Genomic DNA, 19797 nt, shown 5'->3' on the forward strand with positions numbered 1-19797 from the left:
AGGCCACCGACCCCCTGCGCCTCCCACCCGTCCGCACGAGGCCCCGCACAAGGCTGGAGACAGTTCATGACCCCCATGCCCACCACCCGCGCCGAGCGGCTGACGCTGCTCGACGAGGTCATCCGCGACGTCGTGGAGCCCAACGCCCGCCTCGTGGACGAGAACGGGCTCTTCCCCAAGGCCGCGGTCGCCGCACTCGGTGACATCGGCCTGCTCGCGCTCACCGTCCCCCGCGCCGAAGGCGGCGCCGGGGCCGACGCCGAGGAGGTCGGCGAGGTCGTACTGCGCCTCGCGACGGCCTGCGCCTCCACCGCCATGGTCTACGTGATGCACGTGACCTCGCTGAGCTCGTTCCTGGCGCTGCCGCACGGCCCGCAGCGCAGCTCCTACCTGTCGCGCATCGCCGCCGAGCGGCTGTTGGTGACGGAGGCCATCAGCGAGCCCGGCTCAGGGTCCCAGTGGTGGTCCGTCGCCAGCACCGCCGAGCGGATCGACGGCGGCTACCGGATCACCGCGGACAAGAGCTTCTCCACCTCGGCAGGTCACGCCGACCTGTACGTGGTCTCCACCCGCACACCGGGGTCCGACAACGACCGCGACCACGCCGTGTTCGCGATCGGCGCGGACCAGGGGCGGATCGAGAGCGGGGTCTGGAACGGACTGGGGCTGGCGGGCAACAGCAGCACCTGGATCACCTTCCGGTCCGACGTGGACGAGGACGCGCTGCTGTACTCGGGCGAGGACGGTGCCGGCCTGCGCACGTACAACGAGGCGAACCAGCCGCTCTACCACCTCGGCGTCTCCGCCGCCTACCTCGGCATCGCGACGGCCGCCTACCGCGCGGCCCTGGAACGGATCCGGACCCGCAGCTACGCCGGCAACCCGAGCGGCTTCGGCTCGCAGCTCAGCCAGTACCCGGTGGCGCGCCGGCACATCGGCACGATGGCGATCCGGCTGGCCGGCGTCCGGACCATGGTCGCAGCGCTCGCCCGGGCCATCGACGAGGGGCAGGACCTCGACGAGATGGCCGTCCTGATGACCGCCTGCAAGGTGGCCGGCGCGGAGGCGGCCACCGACATCGCCCGCGAGGCGATGATGGCGAGCGGCGGCGTGGCGTACTCCCGTGGCGTCCTGCCCATCGAACGGCACCTGCGCGATGCGCTCGCGGCGTCCCTCATGGGCCCGAACGACGACTTCTGCAAGGAGCTGATCGGGCGCCTCCAGATCGACGGGTCCTCCTACCATGACCTCTGAGCCGACGGCGGTCCCCGACCGGTTGCGCGTCGCCCGGCTGGCGGCGGAGCAGGCGTCGCGCACGGCGCTCGACTTCTTCCAGCGGCCCCGGGTACGGAACTGGGCGAAGGAGGACGGCTCCCTGGTCACCGAGGCCGACCTGGCCACCGAGGAGCGGGTGCGCGAGGTCCTGGCCGAACTCGCGCCCGGCGAACGGGTCATGGGCGAGGAGTTCGGCGGCAGCGGCGGCAACGACGGCCACTGGATCGTGGACCCCGTCGACGGTACGGAGAACTTCCGCCGCGGGGTGCCCGTATGGGGCGTGCTCATCGCGTGGTCCGCCGGCGGGCAGGTCACGGACGCCGTGATCGCGGCACCGGCGCTGGGGCGCAGCTGGTCGGCGAGCCGGGGCCGGGGCGCCCACGACGGCGACGGCCGCCGCCTGCGGGTCTCGACCGTCGCCGACCGGGCGGAGGCGTCCTTCAGCTTCGGCGGCGCGCACGAGTACGAGCCGGCTGCGATGGCCCGGCTGGGCGCCTTCGCCTCCGGCTTCCGCACGGCCTGGGGCATCGGCAACTTCTACGGCCACGTGCTGGTCGCGGAGGGTGCGGCGGACGGCGCCCTCTCGGTCGGCACGTCCGTCTGGGACGTCGCGGCCCCCTCCCTGATCGTCGAGGAGGCGGGCGGCTCCTGGAGCGACCTCGACGCGGGCCTTCGACTCGACTCCGGGGCGGTCCTGACGAGCAACGGGGTCCTGCACGAGCCGATCCTGCGCGGCGTGCGCGCGGCCTGCGCCACCGTGGACGAAGACCGCGAGCAGGACGAGGAACGGGACGAGGAACGGGAGCGCACATGACGCACGACGCCCAGGAGGCCGTACCCGCCGCACCGGAGCCGGCCGCACCCGAGCCGGCCGCACCCGAGCTGGCCACCATCGGGTCCCTCGTGGTCTACCGCAACCGCTGGATGACCGTGCGCGAGGACCGCACCCGGCGGCCGGACGGGTACGAGGGCGTGTTCGGCGTGGTGGAGAAGCCCGACTTCGCGCTCGTCGTGCCTTGGTCGGACGGCGGGTTCCACCTCGTGGAGCAGTACCGCTACCCGGTGCGGGGCCGCTACTGGGAGTTCCCGCAGGGCTCGTGGGAGGACGACCCCGCCGCGGACCCGGTGGAACTGGCCCGCGGCGAGCTGGCGGAGGAGACCGGCCTGCGGGCCGGGCGGATGACCCGGCTCGGCCACCTCTTCGAGGCGTACGGCTACTGCGACCAGGGCTTCCACGTCTTCCTCGCGGAGGACCTGACGGCCGGCCGGCCCCGCCTCGAAGAGACCGAGGCGGGACTGGTCACCCGGTGGTTCCCGGAGGCGGAGCTGTGGCGGCTGGTCGCCGAGGGCACGTTCAAGGACGCACCCTCGCTGGCCGCCCTCGCCCTGTTCCACCGGCACCGCGGCTAATGCGGTGACCGGAAGGGTTCACCGGCAAAGCCTTCCGGCCACAGCATCAGGAGCGGGGTCAGCCCCGCCCGGCCGACCCCGCGGTGGCCGCCACCGGGCAGGGCGGCAGCCCGACCAGGCAGGCCCGGACGTCCGCCTCGCGCGGATCGCCGAGGGCCGCGTAGAACGCCCACGCCCGTAGCCAGGCGCGCCGCGCCTGCCGGGCCCGGCCCTGCACCCGCAGACTGACGCCCAGCTGGTGCAGGGCGTGTGCGACGCCCGCGCGCATCCCGGTGCGGCCGTGCAGGTCCACGGCCCGCCGGTAGCATTCCTCGGCGCGGCCGTGCTCCCCGCGCTCCCGGTGCGCGGTGCCGCTCAGCGTCCAGGTCGAAGCCTCCAGCCACAACGACCCCTCGGCGCGGTGCAGTTCGCGTGCCTGCGTGAACAGGTCGAGCGCCTCCGGACGGCCCTGCGCCAGCCGTACCTCGCCGAGCGTGCCGAGGGCCAGCGCCGTGCCCCAGGTGTTCTGCGCTGCCTCGAACAGGGCGAGCGCCCGGGCCACGTGCTGCGCCGCCTCGGCGGTCCGGCCCTGGCGCATCGACGAAACGGCGTACCCGAGCAGCACCCCGGCCTCGCCCGGGCCGTCCCCGGCCTCCCGGAAGCATTCGACCCCCCGCCGGTAGTGCGCGTCCGCCGCCGCGTGCTGCCGCAGTCCGGCGCCGGCACTGGCCAGGACGAGCGCGGCGCACGCCTCGGCGAGGGGCCCGGCGCCCCGCGCCGCCTCGGCGGCCACCGTCCCCGACTCCAACTGGTCGTGGTGGTAGTGGCGGAGGAAGAAGAATCCCCACAGCGCGTGCGGCAGCTGCCAGGCCACCGGGCTGCCCGCGACGGCCGCCGCCCGGGCGCAGGCCAGCAGGTTCGTCCGCTCGGTCTCGCACCACGCCAACGCCTCGGTGGCGGACGCGAAGTCCAGGGGCGGGCAGCCGGCCGGCGGCGCGGCGAGCGGGATCCGCGACCGGCCGGGACCCAGCAGCCGGTCCATCGCGGCCTCGGCCGTATGGAGGTACCAGGCGAAGACCCGCTCGGCGCAGTCCGCGCGGGTCGCCCCGTCCTCGGCCTCCGCACGCTCCCTGGCGTACTCCCGCAACAGGTCGTGCATCTGGTAGCGGCCCGGGGCGACCTCCGCGGCGAGATGGGCGGCGTGCAGTTCGCCGAGCAGCCGCGCGGCTGCGGCGGGCTGCGCGCCCCACAACGCCGCTGCCGCGCCCACCCCCGCCACCGTTCCCGGATGCAGGGCCAACAGCCGCAAGGCACGCGCCATCTCATGGCTGAGGGTCCGGTACGACCAGTCGAACACCGAACGCACCGCGGTCTCGGCGTCGCCCGGCACCGCCAGCACGTCCAGCCGCGCCCCCGCGGGCTGCGCCTCCTCGGTCAGCAGGGCCACGAACGCGCGGTCCTGGTCCACGATCCGCTCGGCCGCGATGCGCAGCGCCAGCGGCAGGTACGCGCAGCGCCGGGCGATCGCCGGCAGCAGGTCGTCCATGCCACCGGGCAGGGGCGTGCCGTCCGGTCCGACGGCACCGACGCCGTCGAACCCGTTGCCGTCAAACCCGTTGCCGTCGCGCCGGTCGAGCGCGCGGCGCAGCACCAGGACGGCGTCCTCCGCGGCCAACGGTTCCAGGGTGACGCGCAGGGCCCCGTGCCGGATGCTCAGCCCCGTCAGGCGCCGCCTGCTCGTCACCAGCACCAAGCTGCGCCCCGTACCGGGCAGCAGCGGTGCGACCTGGGCGGCCCGGTCCGCGTCGTCGAGCACCACCACCACCCGGCGGTCCGCCAGCACGCTGCGCAGGAGCGCCGCCCGCGCGGCCGGCTCCACGGCCAGGTCCTCCGGAGCCGCACCCAGGGCCTGCAGCAGCCGCGTCGCCGTGTCGCCGGGCGCCTCCGGACTGTGGGTGCACAGGTCGGCGTAGAGCGCGCCGTCGGGGTGGGCCACGGCCAGGCGCCGTGCCAGGGACACGGCGAAGGTGGTCTTGCCCACGCCGGCCATGCCGTCGACCGCCACCACGGCGGGCCCCCGGTGCCGGGCCAGGAACTCCTGGACGCGGGCCAGTTCCCGCTCCCGCCCCCACATCTCCCCGGTGGCCGGCAGCTCCGCCGGGACGGGACGCTCGCGCACCGCCACGGCGCGCTCCGCAGGCTCCTGCGGAGCCGGTGGTCGGGCTTCCGCGACGACCAACCGGGCCAGTTCGCCGTCCGTGCCCAACACCTCGTCGCAGCGCTGGGCCAGTTCCGGCAGCACCGGGCGGGTGCAGTTCTCCACCCGGCTCAGGTAGCTCTTGCTGTAATGCACGAGGTCCGAGAACTGGGACAGCGACCAGCCCTGCTCGGTCCGCAGGGCACGGATCCGTTCACCGACGTGCCCCCTGCCGCCGTTCCCCCCGCTGCGGCGTTCCACATCCCACATCTTCCGTTGCACCTCACTGGTCGGCGGTCCGACGGCCGCGCCTTGTGAGCGGCCGGCTCGCGCGGCTCCGGAGCCGTCGACCGCCGCCGGACCGGGTGTGGGTGACCGGGGCTCCCCGGCCGATCGGAGGGAACCGCAGACGGAAGACACGCCGATCGAAGTCTCCCGCCGGTAGCCACCCTGCTACACGGGGGATCCCGCGGCCATCGTGGCGGACCACGAGATCGTCACCACGAGTGGTGCGGGCGCGCCCGCACCGGCTCAGGCGCTCCGCTCCGGGGTTTCCCCCAGCGCCCCGGCCAGGTTCGACCGGCCCTGGATACCGAGCTTGCGGTAGGAGTGGGTCAGATGGGTCTCCACCGTACGGACGGCGACGTGCAGCATCGCGGCGATGGCACTGTTGCTGTACCCCTGGGCGGCCAACGCCGCGACGCGCCGTTCACCGGAGGTGAGCGCGGCGGCTCCGGTGTCCTCCGACCGCTGCGGGCGCCCCCCGCACTCGCCCAGTGCCGTGCGGGCCGCCCGGTGCAGCCGTACCGCCCCCATCCGTTCGGCCCGCTCCGCGGCCTCGCGCAACACCGCGCGGGCCTTCTGCGTCTGCCCGCCGCCCTGCAACGCCCGGCCCAACGTGATCAGCGCGGGCAGCAGCTCCGGCAGCGGCTCCTGCGCGTCGCGCAGCAGCTCCACCGCTTCCGCGGCGAGTTCCAGGCCGCGCCGGCCGCCGAGCGCGGCGGCCAGCGCTCGGGTGGCCCGGCCCACGGTGCGGGGGGTTCCCCAGACCCGGGCCAGCCGCAGTTCCTCCGTGGCGAGGGTGACCGCGCGCGCCGTCGCCCCCAGGGCGACGTGGCAGTCGGCCGCCGCCGACCGCCACGGGGTGACGACGGGGCTCTCGACGTTGCGGGCGGACTGGCGGCGCCCGCACTCGACGATGTCGCCGAGGGCCTCCTGGTACGCCCCGCACGCCATGCGCAACAGCCCGCGTGCGTACAGGAACTCGCTCCACTCCCAGGAGCCGTGCGCCCCGTCGGCAGTGATCGCTTCGGCCAGCCGCCGGGCCTCGACGAGCCGGCCCGACTCGGTCAGCGCGATGACGGTCATGGCGTGCAGGTGCGCATTGTCCGCACCCGGCTGCTCCCCGTACTCCAGCCTGCCGTCCCACAGGGTCCGGTCGGTCAGCGCGCGGTAGTGCCCGCGCATGATCTTGCTCTCCGCCAGCACGCTGAGCAGGCTCTGGCGGCCGGGGTGCGGCCTGGGCATCTGGAGGGAGGCCAGCCCGCGGGCGGCCAGCCGCTCCGCTTCGGCGAGGTCGTCGGCCCACTGGGCCAGCGTGGCGGCGGACGCCAGTACGTACGGCTCCAGCAGCGGGTCCAACGGCTGGGCGGTCAGCGACCGGACCCGGCGCATCGCCTCCGTGGCGGACAAGGTGCCCGCCGTGGCGTCGTACTCGGTGAGCAGCGCCTTGGCGGCCGGGGTGATCGCCGCGGGCGAGCGCTCCTCTATGCCGCGCAGTTGTGCCACCACCCGCAGCCAACTGTCGCCGTCGTGCGAGGCGATGAGCGCGGTGGCGGCCTGAACCGCATGGGCCAGGTCGGTGGAGTCGGCGAACTCGGAGGCCAATTCGGCCAGCACCTCCAGGGCGGCATGGACCTCGCCGCGCGCCACCAGGGCCGACCCGAGCAGCGTGGCCACCCGCACCTTTCCCCCGGCGTCCCGTTGCAGCCGCATCGCCTGGGCCAGGTGGCGCGCGCTCGCCGGGCGCTCGTCGCGCACCTCCAGGCAGCCCAGTTCGACGAGCGCCTCGCCGCGGCGGGCGACGGACAGCGGCTCCAGCAGGGCGCGCCGCAGCCGGGCCACCGCATCGGCGGGCTGCTCCGCCCGTACCGCCTGAGCGGCAGCGCCGAGCAGCGCGTCGGCGGCCCACGGCTCGCCCACCACCGGCAGGGACAGCAGGTGGCGCACCACCGCCTCGTCCGGATCGCCCCGGTGGTGCAGTAGTTCGGCGGTGCGGCGGTGCAGCCCGGCGCGGTCGCGCTGGTCCCAGGAGTCGCGCACCGCGTCGCTCAGCAGCGGGTGGGCGAACTCCGGACGCCGGTTGCCGGCGCGCCGCACGAGCAGGCCACGCCGGGTCAGCTCGTCCGCCCAGCCGGACACCCGGGCCGGGTCGGTGCCCGCCACCTGGGGCAGCAGCGCGAGGGGGTCCTCCTCGTGGTGCAGCTCCGCGAGGGCCCGCAACGCCGTAGTCGTCTCGGGGCCGGCGCTGTGCAGCAGATGGGCCACCGCCCCGACGAACGCGCCGGGGTGCAGTGCGGTGCACGTGGTGGGCAGCCGGTCCGGCAGCGGCCCGCCGCCGGCGACCTCGCGCAGGTCGGCGAGGAGCGCGTGCAGCAGCAGCGGATTTCCGGCGCCGGCCTGCAAGCAGTCGTCCAGCAGGGCCGGTGACACCCGCTCGCCGAGGGCGGCGGCGACCAGGGCGGCCGACGCCCGCGGCCCCAGCGGCTCCAGCGTCAGCAGCGCATCCGGGGTCCGGTCGCAGTCCTGTGCGAACGGCGGGGGCCCGGGGACCACGTCGTACTGCCACCGTTCCGTGACGGCCAACAGGAACGGGAGCCCCTCCAACCGCCGGGCCACCTGCCCCAACCATCGGCGCGAGGGGGCGTCGGCCAGGTGTACGTCGTCCACGGCCAGCAGGACGGGGGCCGCCGCAGCCCGCGAGCGCAGCAGCTCCCACAGCCGGGCGGGCAGCCCGGCGCCGTACAGCGAGCCGTCCCACGGCCCGGGCACGGCCGAGGCGGACGGCGGGACGGGCGGCGGGAAGGGCGGCGGGAAGGGCTCGAAGAGCTGGAGCGCCACCCCGAAGGGCGCCGCCGATTCCTGGGCGGAGCCGCGGGCGGTGAGCACGGTCATGCCGCCCGCCTCACCCTGCTCGGCCACGGCCCGCAGCAGGGCGGTGCGCCCGGTGCCGGTGTTCCCCCTGACCACCACCAGCGCCCCGGTGCCCTTACCGGCCCGGGCGGTCAGCAGCCGTACCCGGGCGAGCTCCTCCTCCCGCTCGTGCAGCGCGTCGGCGGCGCCGCTGCCGTGGACCGGGACGGGGGAGTGGGACATGACGTGTGCTCCTGGAGGTGGTGGCACCGCGGGCGGGACGGCGGGTGCCGCTTGTCGGCGGTGCGCCCGCGCCGGTGGCCGCCCGGCCGGTGCCGGGGCAACGGCACCACACCGCCGGTGTGCCCCCAGCCACAGCACTAAGCGGTCTCCCCGAGCCCGCTTAGACCAGCCAGCCCGCTTCCCGGGCGATGCGGATGGCGTCCACCCGGTTGCGTGCCTTCAGCTTCATCACGACGGTCGTCAGGTAGTTCCGTACGGTTCCCGTGGACAGGTGGAGTTCCTTGGCGATCTCGGTGGCCTCCGACCCTTGGGCGGCCAAGCGCAGCACCTCGGTCTCCCGGTCGGTCAGGGGGCTTTCCAGACCGTTCCAGGCGGCGACGGCCAGTTTGGGGTCGATGACCCGCTGACCTGCCACCACGCGGCGGATGGCGCTGGCCAGTTCCTTGGGGGAGTCGTCCTTGAGGAGGTAGCCGGAGACCTGGGCCGCCAGGGCCCTGCGCAAGGTGCCGGGGCGGCCGAGGCTGGTGAGCATCAGCGTCCGGCACTCGGGAAGGTGTTCGTGGATCTGCACCGCGGCGCTCAGTCCGTCGAGCCCGGGGAGGTCGATGTCGATGATCGCGATGTCCGGCCGGACGTCGAGGGCGGCGGCCAGGATTTCGTCGCCGCGTTCCAGTTCGCTGACGACCTCAAGGTCGTCCTCCAGGTCGAGCAGGGCGACGAGCGCACCGCGCACCATGTTCATGTCTTCGGCCAATAAGATCCTGATCACCGTGACGAGCCCCCCGTCCGCGCGGTCGATCTTGTTCCGTCGATCATAGCAACGCGCCCCGATCCGGCGGCCGAAGGATGTGCCCCAGGGGGAGCCGGGGCGTCAGTTCACGCCACCAGCCACGTGCGTTCGCCGTCCGCCGACTCGTCGAGATCGAGTTCGACGTCCCCCTGGGCGGGAACCCGTGCGACCAGCCGGAACACGTTGCCGGGACCCCTGCCGACCTTCAACTCCCCGCCCACCGCCTGAAGTCGCAGATCCAGGTTGCCGAGGCCGCTGCCGCTGTGCGGCGAGCTGTCGCGGTACCCCTCGGTGACGCCGTCGTTGGTGACCGACAGCGTCATCAAGCCGTCCTCCTCGATGGCGGTGATCTCGCAGTGCGCGGCCCTGCTGTGGCGCAGCACGTTGGTGACGGCCTCCCTCAGCACGGTGGCCAGAACCGTGTCCACCGGCGAACTGACCTGAGCCATGCGGATGTCGGTCACCGCCTCGACCTCGGCGGCGCTCAGTACCGACCGGGCCGAAGCGATCTCCTCCTCCAGCGACATGTCCCGGTATCCGCTCGCCACCCGTCGTACGTCGGCCAGTGACTGTCGGGAGATGGCGAGCACGTCCTCGATCTCCTTCTTCGCCTTGGTCGGATGGGCCGGGATCAGGCGGTGGATGAGTTCGCCCTTCAGCTGGATCGCGGACAGGCTGTAACCCAACAGGTCGTGCAGGTCGCGGGCGAAGCGGAGCCGTTCGCGCGTGACTGCGGCGCGGGTGAGTTCACCCCGGCTCTCGTGCAGGACGCGGACCAGCTCCGACAGCCGGGTCAACCCGAAGGTGACCAGCCCGGTCAGCAGGGTGGTCTGGGCCAGGTAGACGCTGTCGATCGCGGGCCGCCCTTCCAGTACCGGGGGGACCGCCATGCTGACGCCGACGAAGCCGTACAGGAGCCAGCCCAGACGCGGGGGCAGGAGCAGCAGCAGGGAGCCGGCGAGGAAACCGGCCATGGCGCCCCACTGCGATTTCAGTGCGATGAGCGGCAGGTAGGTGAAGGCGGCCTGGGCCCCCAGGGTCAGCACCTTGCGGGCGACGGGGACGTGCTTCGTACCGGTACGGGAGTGCAGGAGCTGGAGGGCGAAGACCGCGGCCAGACATCCCATGGCGGCTGCCAGGGCGGGGCCTTCGACTCCGGCACTGAGGATGTTCAGGGTGGTGATGCCCACGTAGCAGAGCATCGCGACGATCAGGATGACCTGGGCCATGCGGGGCGCGGGTAAGTCCCGGCTCCGTCGCAGAATCCCCTCGACCAGGACCGCCTCCGACGGTTCGTCCGAGGACTTGCGGCGGCCAGGCATGTCAATCCCCCTATGACGGTCCCGTGGTGCAGGCCAAGCGTGAGCATAGGCGACGAACTCGACGAGGGGGTGTAATTCGGTCGTTCATACGAACAGTGGGATGGGGTTGAGCTGCTCGTACGACGTGGGTTCGGCCAGTCGACCGAGGCGTACGGGCACGTCGAAGAGCCGGCCGGGCGCGAACCTCGCCCAGAAGTGGCGCAGTCCCGGCACGATCACTTTCACCACGGGAAGCTCCAGGTCCGGTCGGCTCTGGTCCAGCACCAACAGGTCCATCTCCCTGTCCCGTGCCAACTCCGTGATCAGGTTCACGTCGTCGAGCAGGTCCGCGTTGCGCACCGACGGCCAGTGGTCCGGCGTCCGGGGCACCGCCGTCGGATCGGCCACCAGATACGGCTGATTGGCAACGGTCGCTTCCTGCCACCACGACAGCGGCTCCGGGTCGGTGATCCGGTACCCCGTGCCGTTCGGCCGTACGTCGCGGACCGCGGGCAGGAGCTGCCCCATCTCCGACAGCGCCCGGCGCAGCGCCACCCGGGGGTCGAAGTGGGCGCCGAAGCCGAACACCACGTCCTGCTGCGGCTTGTCGGTCCGCCGCGACAGCGCCACCATCGCCGGAATGCCCAGGTCCGAGGTGAGGTCGAGCGCCCACACCTCCCGGTTCACCCGGCGCAATCCCTCGCGCGTCCGCTCGATCCACTCGTCCTCGAAGGCGGCCAGGTCCACCCCGGGCTGACGGGTGCGGTTGTACCACCACAGGGCCACCGCGTCGCGTTCCACCAGTTCCAAGAAGCCCTGCACCACCGCGTCCTCGGGGCTGCTGCCCGCCGCGTTGCCGTTGGAGTCGGCCCACGGGTCGTCCCGGAGCGAATCCTGCGAACCGGCCGAACCCGCCACCGGGACGTCGCCCCGCGCGAAGTACAGCATCGAGGTGGGAAGCAGGCGCTGGACGCCCTGGGTGAGCGACCACACCGGGGTCCAGTCGGTGGGGCGGGTCTCGTCGAAGGGCGCCGGGACGTGGTGGAACCGGGAGTGCCGCGCGTTCCAGGACTCCCGCTCCGCGTACTGGCGGCGGCCGTAGAGCTGGCAGTCGTTGGGGTGCACGGCGACCTCGCCCAGGCCGCGCAGGGAGTCCCGTACCGTCGGTTCGTCGCCGTGCCGCGTCCCGCTGTAGCGCTCGACCGCCTCGCACAGCGCGCTGGTGCGCGCTTCCTCGTCGGTGCGGCCCTTCCCGCCGCTGAGCGCGCGCAGACCGGAGCTGAGGCCGGCGAAGGACGCCGACTCCATGGCCAGGTTGCGCCCGGAGGTGTAGGCGTGGACGAAGTCCGGGGCGCCGGACGCCTTCCGGATCTCCTGGACCACCCCGGTCACCGGGCCGACGAGGTGCCCGTACGTCCGTAGCACCTGCGCCGGGGTCAGGGCCCGGTCCCCGCCCCCGCCCCCGGTTGCCGCGGCCTTGGGACGTGACACCGCGACGAAGGGAGCCCGGACCCGACGGGCCACCAGACCGGGGTCTCCACAGCTCGTGCACTGCGGGAGCCGGCTCACCGGGTGGCTGGCCGTGGCCAGCCGCAACGTGTCGAAGGTGTGGACGTGTCCCTGCTCCGGATGGCGCAGACCGGCCAGCCATTTCGCGGTCTCCAGGACCGCCAGGTTCACCGCGAGGGCCCTCCCGGCCGCCAGCCCGGCGGGTGGCCGCGGCACGGGACCGTCCAGACCGAGCGCGCGCCGGACCGGCAACTCGGAGTGGCGGTGGCCCCGCAGGCGCACGGCCAGGCAGTGCCAGCAGGGGCCGGATGATCCGGGCTGGAAGAACGGGCCCACCCAGGGGTCCGTCCCGCACGGTTTGACCGGCACCCACGGCCGGCCGGCGGCGCGGTGTTCGGCGTCCACGGCGGCCAGCCCCGGGGAGAGGTAGTCGTCGCACAGCACGAGGACCAGGGCGGCGGCGCGGGGGTCCCCGGTGACCGAGACGCCGGACGCCCGGCAGGCCTCGGCCACCGGCGTCGGGTCCAGGCCGGACAGGGCCTCGATGGCGACGGACGCCCGGGACAGTGCGGCGGCGGCCAGGCCGCCGTCCAGGCCGGCCAGGTCCCAGTACGCCTCGGCCTCGCAACCGCGGGGATCCGGCGCCCCGTAGGCCACCGGGGTGGCCGCAGGCATGGCCACCGGGGCGGCCGACGGGGCGGTGAAGCGGGTCAGCCCGGCGCCGGCCAGGGCGAGGAGGGCGGCCTCGGCGTCCCGGGCGCCCAGGGTCCGCGAGGCCTCCCGCTGGACCGCCCCGAGGGTACGGGTCCCGTCGAGCAGCGGTACCAGTACCTCCGCCTCGTTCCCGTTCAGGGCGGTCACCCCCCGCCGGGACACCAGGTAGGCGGCGTCGCCGGGCACGACCGTCGGTCGCAGGTGGGACTTGAAGCCCACCAGGGCTTCGCCGGCTGCCGGCGGCGCGGTCGGCAGACCAGCGCCCCGCTCACGGTCGGCAGCGCTCACGCTTCCAGCCGCCCGGCGATCGGGTTCGCCGGCACCGTCACCTGCGTGAGGCCGCAGACCGTGAACAGGACGTGCGGGGTGTCGGGCAGGGCATCGAGGTTCTCGATCACCAGGCCCGACTTCAGGGGGTGGGCAGGACTCGGCGCGAAGCCGGTGGCACTGGTACGGGCGCTGGCCGAAATGCTGGTCATGTCGGTGAGGTTCCCTCTGCGTCGTCGTGGCGCGGTTTCGATCCGTTCACAGACGATTCTGCGAGGAACCCGGTGATCACTGACAGTGCCGCAGTCACCACCGGAAGATGAAGATTTCACATGGCGGCGGCGCGGCGACCCTCTGGAAGCCAGCGGACGGGGAGCTGGCGGGGGCCTCGGATGAGGAGGCCAGAGCGCCAGGTGAGGTCAGCGGGACGAGCGTTGAGGGTCAGGGCGGGACACCGTTCCACGAGCGCGGTGATGGCCGTGCGGGCCTGGAGCCGGGCCAGCGGGGCCCCCAGGCAGTAGTGGATGCCGTGACCGAAGGCGAGGTGACCGCCCGCTGCGCGACGGATGTCGAAACGGTCCGGATCGGGGAAGCGCGCGGGGTCACGGTCGGCGTCGGCGAGCGCGACCAGCACCAGTTCGCCGCCCCCGGGCACCCTCACCCCGGCGATGTCGAGGGGCTCGGTGGTGAAGCGGTAGGTGGTCGTCTCGACCGGTCCCTCGTAGCGCAGCACCTCCTCGACGGCGTTGTCCACGAGCGAGGGGTCCGCGCGCAGCGCGGCGAGCTGATCGGGGTGCCGCAGCAGGGCGAGGACCCCCGAAGAGATGAGGTGGACGGTGGTTTCGAAGCCGGTGACGAGCAGGAGCCAGGCCATGCCGATGAGTTCGTCGGGGGAGAGCCGGCCGCCGTCCTCGTCGGTGGTGCGGATGAGCGCGCTCATCAGGTCGTCGCGGGGGCGGCTGCGCATCTCGTCCACCATGCCGACGAGGTAGTGCGTCATCGCGGCCGTGGCGGCCGTCCTGGTGTCACGGTCAGGGCTGCTCAACGCCTGCTCGGCCCAGTCGCGGAAGGCGCCGCGGTCGAGGGAGGGCACGCCGAGGAGCTCACAGATGATGCCCATGGACAGGGGGAACGCGAGGGCCTCGACGAGGTCGGCCCGCCCGCTGGGGCGGGCCAGCATGGCGTCGAGGAGTGCGCCGGTCAGCGCCCGCACCCTCGGGGCGAGCGCCTCGACGCGCCGCGGCGTGAACTCCTTCGCCACGAGCCTGCGCAGCCGGGTGTGGTCCGGCGGGTTCGAGCTCAGCAGGTTCTCGCCCGCGGAGAGCCTGGCCAACGGCAGTGCGGGCGAGGCGTCCTTCCAGGACTTGGACAGGGTCGGGTCGGTCAGCGCGGACCGGCACGCCGCGTGGCCGACCACGAGCCAGGCCTCCGCGCCCTCGGGCACGCGCACGCGGTGCACCGGGCCCCGGGCGCGAAGGCCGGCGTAGACCGGATGGGGATTCCTGACGAACTCCTCGCCGAGCGCCCCGAGGTCTGCCGCGATTCCCGCTTCCATGGTGATCGGATGCCTCTCGGTGATGGGGTGGTTCACGGACGGACGTTTCGGGGCGCCCGCTCAGCGCGCCGACGCGTTCCGCTTCTCGAACACCTCCCTGGCCACGGTGATGGCGTTCAGCACCCGCGGGAATCCGGCGTACGGAACCACGTGGATCAGGGCCTCCACGACCTGCGCCGCAGTCAGGCCGACGTTCAGCGCGGCGCCGATGTGCACGCGCAGCTGGGGAGCGGTGTCACCGAAGGCCGTCAGTGCGGAGACGGTGACGAGCTGCCGCCGCCTCGGCGTCAGCCACGGGCGGTAGTAGATGTCGCCGAAGGTGAACTCGACGATGAACCGGCCCAGGTCCGGGGCGATGTCGTTGAGCGATTCGATGACGTCCAGGCCGTGGCGACCGTCGATCTCCACCAGCTTCTGCGCTCCGCGCACCCGGCGGTCGCGCGCGTCCTTCATGACGGGCGGCTCGAAGGTGACGCCCCGGTCGGCGAAGACGGTCCTGGCGACGCCGATCGCGTTGAGCGCCCGGGGGAACCCCATGAAGGGGACGATGTGGATCAGGGCCTCGACGATCTCCGCAGGACGCACGCCGACGTGCAGCGCCGCATCGATGTGGAAGTTCAGCTGCGGCGCGGTGTCCCCCTGGGCGGCCAGCGCCGCCACCGTCACCAACTCCCGCTCCCGCAGGTCGAGTCCGGGCCGGGCGTAGACGTCGCCGTAGGCGAACTCGACGACGAAGCGGCCGAGGTCCGGTGCGATGTCCTGAAGCGACTCGATCACGGCTGCTCCGCGGTCGCCCGACGTCTCGTGCAGGACGGCCAGCCCGCGCGCGTAGCGGGTGTTCCTGCCGGGCGGCGCCGCGGCCGACGCGGCGGCAGCCACCGGCGTCGCGTTCAGCAGGCCCTCGGCGATGCCGACGCCGACGAGGGCGCCACCGGTGAGCGTGGCGCGACGGGTGATGTCGGCGGTCCTACGCGATGCGTTCATGCTTCTCCATCCATTGGTTTCCAGTGGGCACCCGTCCGCTCGCCTTCCGTCGCGGAGTCGCAGAGGGGTCCGGGGACTTCCGGTCCGGCCCGCCCGGCGGGCCGCCCGGCGGGCCGGCCGGCACCGTGCCGACCGCGATGACGTTGCCCTCGCTGATGTATCCGTCCGGGTCGCGCAACGGACCGTCCGGGTCGTCGGGGTCGAGGAAGGGGGCCCAGTTCCCGGGGAACCCCTCGCTGGCCGCCTGTCGGGCGAAACGCGCGCACGCGTTCCCGTAGAAGCGGAGCGCGGCCGGGGTCAACGGAGCGTGGTGCTCCATGAGGATCGTGCGCTGCCGCACCGAGGTCAGACCGGCGGCCCGCAACCAGCGGTACAGATCACGACCCCGCAGTAGTTGGCGGGCGTACCCGGGGGACCGGGCGGACGCGCGGAAGAAGTCGGTGATCAGGAAGGGGTCCGCCGGGCGGACGGTGCTCAGGGTTCCGTCCACGTCCTTGACGGCGACGAGCCCCCCGGGCTTGGTGACCCGGCGCAGTTCCGCCAGGGCGCGCGCCAGTTCCTCGTCGTCGAGGTACTGCGTCGTGTTCGCGCACCAGACGGCGTCGAACGTACCGTCCGCGTACGGCAGGTCGAGGACGCTGCCGTGCCGCACCTCCAGCCGTGCACGTCCGGGGTGGTCCCGCATCCGTCCGGCGGCGCGCTCCGCGTTCTCCTCGGCCAGGTCGATGGCCGAGACCCGGCCCCGCACGCCGACGAGGTCCGCGATCCGCGGCAGGAACGCACCGCTGCCGCAGCCCGCGTCCAGCACGTGCCAGCCGGGCCGCAGACCGACGCCGTCCAGGGCGTCCCGGTAGTGCGCGGCGCAGGCGTCGAAGTGCGGGTCCACGATCTCCTCGTGGGTGAACGCCAGCCCGGTGGACGTCGTGTATCCCCACGCCGCGTGATCTGCCCTCAGCATGCCGTCGCCTCGGCGGCCTCTGTGTGCGCGAGCAGGCCCGTGAGGACCTCCAGCATCGCCTGCGGCGCCTCCAGCGGAGCGAGGTGGCCGACACCGGGAAGGGTGACGAGCCGGCCGCGCGGCAGCGCCGCGGCCGTCCGGCGGGCCTCGTCGAGGGCGACGAGTTCGTCCTCGACGCCGATGACGACCACGGCCGGCACCTCGGTCGCACGCAGGGTGGCCGTGGAGTCCGGGCGCGCCGCGACGGCCCGCTGCGCCCAGGCGACGGACTGCGGCCGGGCCGACCCGGCCAGTTCGGTCACCCGCGCCAGGAGGCCGGGCTGCCGGGCGCGCGTGGTGGCGCCCAGCAGGGCCGGCGCGGTCCCCGCGACGATCGGGCCGCGGGTGGAGTCGTCGAGGACCAGATCGGCGAACCGCCGCCGCTGAGCGGCCGTTTCCACGGTGTCGGCCGTGCTCCTCGCCGCCAGCAGGGCCAGGGCGCGGACGCGGTGCGGATGGCGGCGCAGGAAGGCCATCGCGAGGTAGCCGCCCATGGAGCAGCCGACGAGGGCGACGGCCTCGATGCCCTGCCGGTCGAGTTCCCGGGCCAGGTCGTCGGCCACGAGGTCGAGCGAGGGCGACCGCTCGGTCGGCGGCGCGGCGCCGAAGCCGCGTTGGTCGGGCGTGAGGACGTGGTGGCCGCGGGCGCGCAGTCCCCCGCTCACCCCGTCCCACATGGACGAGTCGAGGGGCAGGGCGTGCAGGAGGACGACCGGGAGGCGGCGCGTGCCCCGGTCCCCGCCCGGCTCCGCCCCGCGGGCCGCGTCGTGCTGCGCGGCGCTCACCGCTGCGCCGCCCGTTCCGCGTCGGCGACGAACTGCCTTACGTGGGCGGGTGGTTCGATGTCGCGAAGCCAGGCGAAGGTCACCGGCGAGGGCGGCAGATCGTGCACCGGGACGACCTCGATATCCGGCGGAACGACCGCCTCCAGAGACTGGAACGACACGTGGACCGCGGAGGTGCTCCTGAGCAGCCGTGTCATCGCGGTGAGCGTCGTCATGGGGTGAACCCGGCGGACGGCACGGCCCCGGGGGGTCCGCGGCGGGACCACCAGGTCCCAGACGTGGGGCGGGAACTCCCCCGGGCACCGGAAGGCCTCGTACTTTGCGACCTCCTCGATCGACACCGCGGCGCGGCCGGCCAGCGGGTGGTGGGCTCCGACGAGCACGGCCCGCCCGTCGAAGCCGACGGGCTCGCTCAGGGCGATGTCCGCCTCCCGCGGGTCGTACTTGACGATCATGATGTCCATGCGTCCGGCGCGGAGCGGGGCGAACGGCTCGGTGACGTCGTAGGGGACGTACTCCACCGACTCCTGCGCATGACCGGCGGCGGAGACGAGGCGGGACGCCAGGTGCGCGGAGCCGTGGACGCCCAGGCGGACGGGGCCGAGCGGGGCGCTGGTGGCGCCGCCGGCACGGGTGCCGCCGTGGGTGCGGGCATGAGCGTGGGGGTGGGGGTGGGTGCCGGTACGGGTGCTAGCGGGGGTACGGGGCGTGAACACTTCAGACCTCCGTGGTCAGTCCGGCGTAGGCCTGGAGTTCGTCCGGGCGGTGGACGTCGGTGTCCACGCGCAGCATGGCGAGCTGCGCGCCCAAGCCGGTCAGGCGCGGTACGAACCGCAGCGTCAAGCGGTCTCCGGGACCGATCAGTCCGTCCAGGACGGCCTCGGCGAGAAGGTGGTTGACGTGCACGAGGGCGTCGGTGACGGTCACCTTGGCAGTGGCGACGTACAGGTCGCGGTGGGTCGCGGGGCGGGACCTCGGACGTCCGGGCACGGTCACGGTGGCCGACGGCCGGGCGGTCAGCTCGTGCGACGCCTCGAAGGACTTGAGCAGCCGGCGCAGCGTGGCCGTCGTCGCGCCGGGCGCCGGCCCGGCCCAGGCCATCGAGTCGTCGCCGGCGACGTGGTCGAAGGCGAACCTCTCGCGGAGGTTGGACGGATTGCCGGCCAGGTAGACGGTACGGGTGAAGGAGCGCCGCCACGCGTTCCTCGTCGTCGGCGTCAGGGCGAGGGCGAAGGCACAGGTCTCGCGCACCCAGCGGGGCAGGTCGAGCCGGCCGACGACGACCACGGCCACGACCTCGTCGTTCTCCACGGTGCGGGCGCCGTGGAATCCGGCCCGGACGGCTCGCAAGGCCTGCGTGCTGGACAGGTCGAGACGGTCCGCCAGCTCCGGGCGGGCCGACCGTACGCGTTCCGCGGCCGACCGGAGCAGAGCCGCCGAGGACAGGGGGAAGGGCGGGGGCGGCGCGAGGGCCGTGGACGCCACGGGCTGGAGGGAGCTGGTCACAGGAACACCGCCGAGAGGAGTCCGGGATCGGGAGTGGGCCGGCCCTTGCCCAGGAGCGAGCAGGCCAGCCGGTAGGGGTCGACGTAGGTGTGGCCCCGCCGGTGCCGGCCGAGGACGCCGAGCAGATCGCCCGCGCCGGTCGGGGCCGCGGCCCCGGAGCGCTTCAGGAGCCGGGCGGCCACGGCCAGGCAGTTGCGCAACAGGTCGTGGCGGAAGGACTGCTGCTGCCCCGGGCCGAGGGTCGCGATGAAGTACAGCCGCATGCCGAGCCGGAGCACGCCGACGTCGTCGTCATCGCCGCCGGCACCGTGGCCGTCGCCCGCGTCGGTCGCGGCCCGCAACAGCGCGCCGGCCGTGTGACCGTGCCAGCCGCCGTGCCGGGCCGAGGTGATCTTGCCGTCGATGGGCACCCGGCCGATCGGCACCCGGCGCACCGTGGGCCCCAGCCGGGTCAGGACCCGGTTCAGCAGCTGGTAGTCCGAGTCGAGTTCGCGGTCGTACAGCAGGACGACCTCGTCGTACCAGGGGACGAGCGGCAGCAGTTCCCGCAGGGCGCAGGCGAGGTAGTTGGGCCGGCCGTCCGCCGTGACGATCCGGCGCAGCGGCATGCCGTACCGGGTCAGGTCCAGGTAGACGGGGCCTCCGCAGTGCCGCTGGTCGAGGACCAGGCCAACGCCGGCGAGCCGCTCGACCATCTCCTCCAGTCCGAGGCCGGGCGGCTGGTGCTTCTGGAGGCCGGGGTCGTGCATCCCCAGCCGCTCGTAGTGCCCGGCCCACAGCCGCAGCATCCGTTCGCTCGCGGGATGGACCCAGTCACTGTGCTCGACGGCGTCCCGGTACGGCCGCAGGACGTCGGCGCTCTGGCGCTGCGGCTCGGACCGGTAGCGGACGTAGAGGTCGCCGATGTCCTCTTCGGAGAGCTGTGCGTAGTCGGTCTCGCCGTGGGTGCGGTCGAGGTACTCCCAGAAGCCGACCGTCTGTTCGGTGACGTGGTAGGTGGTGTGGCTGTAGCGGTAGGTCACCGCGGCGAGCGGCGCGGTGGCCCGGAACATCACGTCGGTCCACAGCAGACCCTTGAGGTGGCTGGGGGTCAGCGGCTTGGTAGGGGTGACCGTGACCGGTGCCAGCAGGACGTTCTTGCGGGGCGGCACCT

Annotated in this window: 16 protein-coding genes; 3 read left to right on the plus strand and 13 right to left on the minus strand. The window is 73.8% G+C overall.

What is annotated here, in order from left to right; genetic code table 11:
• Positions 1–66 precede the first annotated feature (66 nt).
• The 3 genes from ABZZ20_RS05630 to ABZZ20_RS05640 are packed head-to-tail and all read left to right on the plus strand — an operon-like array spanning position 67 to position 2685.
• Positions 67–1254: an acyl-CoA dehydrogenase family protein gene (locus tag ABZZ20_RS05630; protein WP_356867011.1), complete on the plus strand. Its 1188-nt coding sequence runs from the start codon at positions 67–69 to the stop codon at positions 1252–1254.
• Positions 1244–2089 carry an inositol monophosphatase family protein gene (locus ABZZ20_RS05635; RefSeq protein WP_356867013.1) on the plus strand — a complete coding sequence of 282 codons (846 nt, stop codon included), beginning with the start codon at positions 1244–1246 and terminating at the stop codon, positions 2087–2089. The genes ABZZ20_RS05630 and ABZZ20_RS05635 overlap by 11 nt, the downstream gene beginning before the upstream one ends.
• Positions 2086–2685, plus strand: a complete 600-nt coding sequence (locus ABZZ20_RS05640) for an NUDIX hydrolase (RefSeq protein WP_356867015.1) — start codon at positions 2086–2088, stop codon at positions 2683–2685. The genes ABZZ20_RS05635 and ABZZ20_RS05640 overlap by 4 nt, the downstream gene beginning before the upstream one ends.
• Before the next feature lie 58 nt (positions 2686–2743).
• On the opposite strand, the gene ABZZ20_RS05645 is transcribed toward ABZZ20_RS05640, so the two are convergent.
• From ABZZ20_RS05645 to ABZZ20_RS05705, 13 genes are all read right to left on the minus strand, one after another.
• Entirely contained in the window at positions 2744–5122 is a 2379-nt protein-coding gene (locus ABZZ20_RS05645; protein ID WP_356867017.1) for a tetratricopeptide repeat protein, read from the minus strand.
• A 270-nt stretch (positions 5123–5392) separates the two neighbouring features.
• Positions 5393–8236 carry an AAA family ATPase gene (locus ABZZ20_RS05650; protein ID WP_356867019.1) on the minus strand — a complete coding sequence of 948 codons (2844 nt, stop codon included), beginning with the start codon at positions 8234–8236 and terminating at the stop codon, positions 5393–5395.
• A gap of 160 nt (positions 8237–8396) precedes the next feature.
• Positions 8397–9005, minus strand: a complete 609-nt coding sequence (locus ABZZ20_RS05655; protein ID WP_356867021.1) for a response regulator transcription factor — start codon at positions 9003–9005, stop codon at positions 8397–8399.
• Positions 9006–9112: 107 nt separating this feature from the next.
• Positions 9113–10348, minus strand: a complete 1236-nt coding sequence (locus ABZZ20_RS05660; protein WP_356867023.1) for a histidine kinase — start codon at positions 10346–10348, stop codon at positions 9113–9115.
• 84 nt (positions 10349–10432) lie between these two features.
• On the minus strand, positions 10433–12805 hold the full coding sequence (locus ABZZ20_RS05665; RefSeq protein ID WP_356867239.1) for a TOMM precursor leader peptide-binding protein: 2373 nt from the start codon (positions 12803–12805) through the stop codon (positions 10433–10435).
• 29 nt (positions 12806–12834) lie between these two features.
• Positions 12835–13029 (minus strand): hypothetical protein, encoded by a 195-nt coding sequence (locus ABZZ20_RS05670; protein ID WP_356867025.1) that lies wholly within the window; start codon positions 13027–13029, stop codon positions 12835–12837.
• A gap of 116 nt (positions 13030–13145) precedes the next feature.
• Positions 13146–14372 carry a cytochrome P450 gene (locus ABZZ20_RS05675; protein ID WP_356867241.1) on the minus strand — a complete coding sequence of 409 codons (1227 nt, stop codon included), beginning with the start codon at positions 14370–14372 and terminating at the stop codon, positions 13146–13148.
• Positions 14373–14432: 60 nt separating this feature from the next.
• The gene (locus ABZZ20_RS05680) at positions 14433–15356 is read right to left on the minus strand and encodes a carboxymuconolactone decarboxylase family protein (RefSeq protein ID WP_356867027.1); all 924 of its coding nucleotides are present in this window, start codon (positions 15354–15356) and stop codon (positions 14433–14435) included.
• The gene (locus ABZZ20_RS05685; RefSeq protein ID WP_356867029.1) at positions 15340–16314 is read right to left on the minus strand and encodes a class I SAM-dependent methyltransferase; all 975 of its coding nucleotides are present in this window, start codon (positions 16312–16314) and stop codon (positions 15340–15342) included. The genes ABZZ20_RS05680 and ABZZ20_RS05685 overlap by 17 nt, the downstream gene beginning before the upstream one ends.
• Entirely contained in the window at positions 16308–17138 is an 831-nt protein-coding gene (locus tag ABZZ20_RS05690; RefSeq protein ID WP_356867031.1) for an alpha/beta hydrolase, read from the minus strand. The genes ABZZ20_RS05685 and ABZZ20_RS05690 overlap by 7 nt, the downstream gene beginning before the upstream one ends.
• Complete coding sequence (locus tag ABZZ20_RS05695) at positions 17135–17854, minus strand: LysR substrate-binding domain-containing protein (protein ID WP_356867033.1); 720 nt, start codon at positions 17852–17854, stop codon at positions 17135–17137. The genes ABZZ20_RS05690 and ABZZ20_RS05695 overlap by 4 nt, the downstream gene beginning before the upstream one ends.
• A gap of 1 nt (position 17855) precedes the next feature.
• Positions 17856–18644 carry a DUF6182 family protein gene (locus ABZZ20_RS05700; RefSeq protein WP_356867035.1) on the minus strand — a complete coding sequence of 263 codons (789 nt, stop codon included), beginning with the start codon at positions 18642–18644 and terminating at the stop codon, positions 17856–17858.
• On the minus strand, positions 18641–19795 hold the full coding sequence (locus tag ABZZ20_RS05705; protein WP_356867037.1) for a hypothetical protein: 1155 nt from the start codon (positions 19793–19795) through the stop codon (positions 18641–18643). Before ABZZ20_RS05705 ends, ABZZ20_RS05700 begins: the two co-directional genes overlap by 4 nt.
• Positions 19796–19797 lie beyond the last annotated feature (2 nt).

Origin of the sequence: Streptomyces sp. NPDC006430 (genome assembly GCF_040612395.1) — a bacterium.
Taxonomy (GTDB): domain Bacteria; phylum Actinomycetota; class Actinomycetes; order Streptomycetales; family Streptomycetaceae; genus Streptomyces.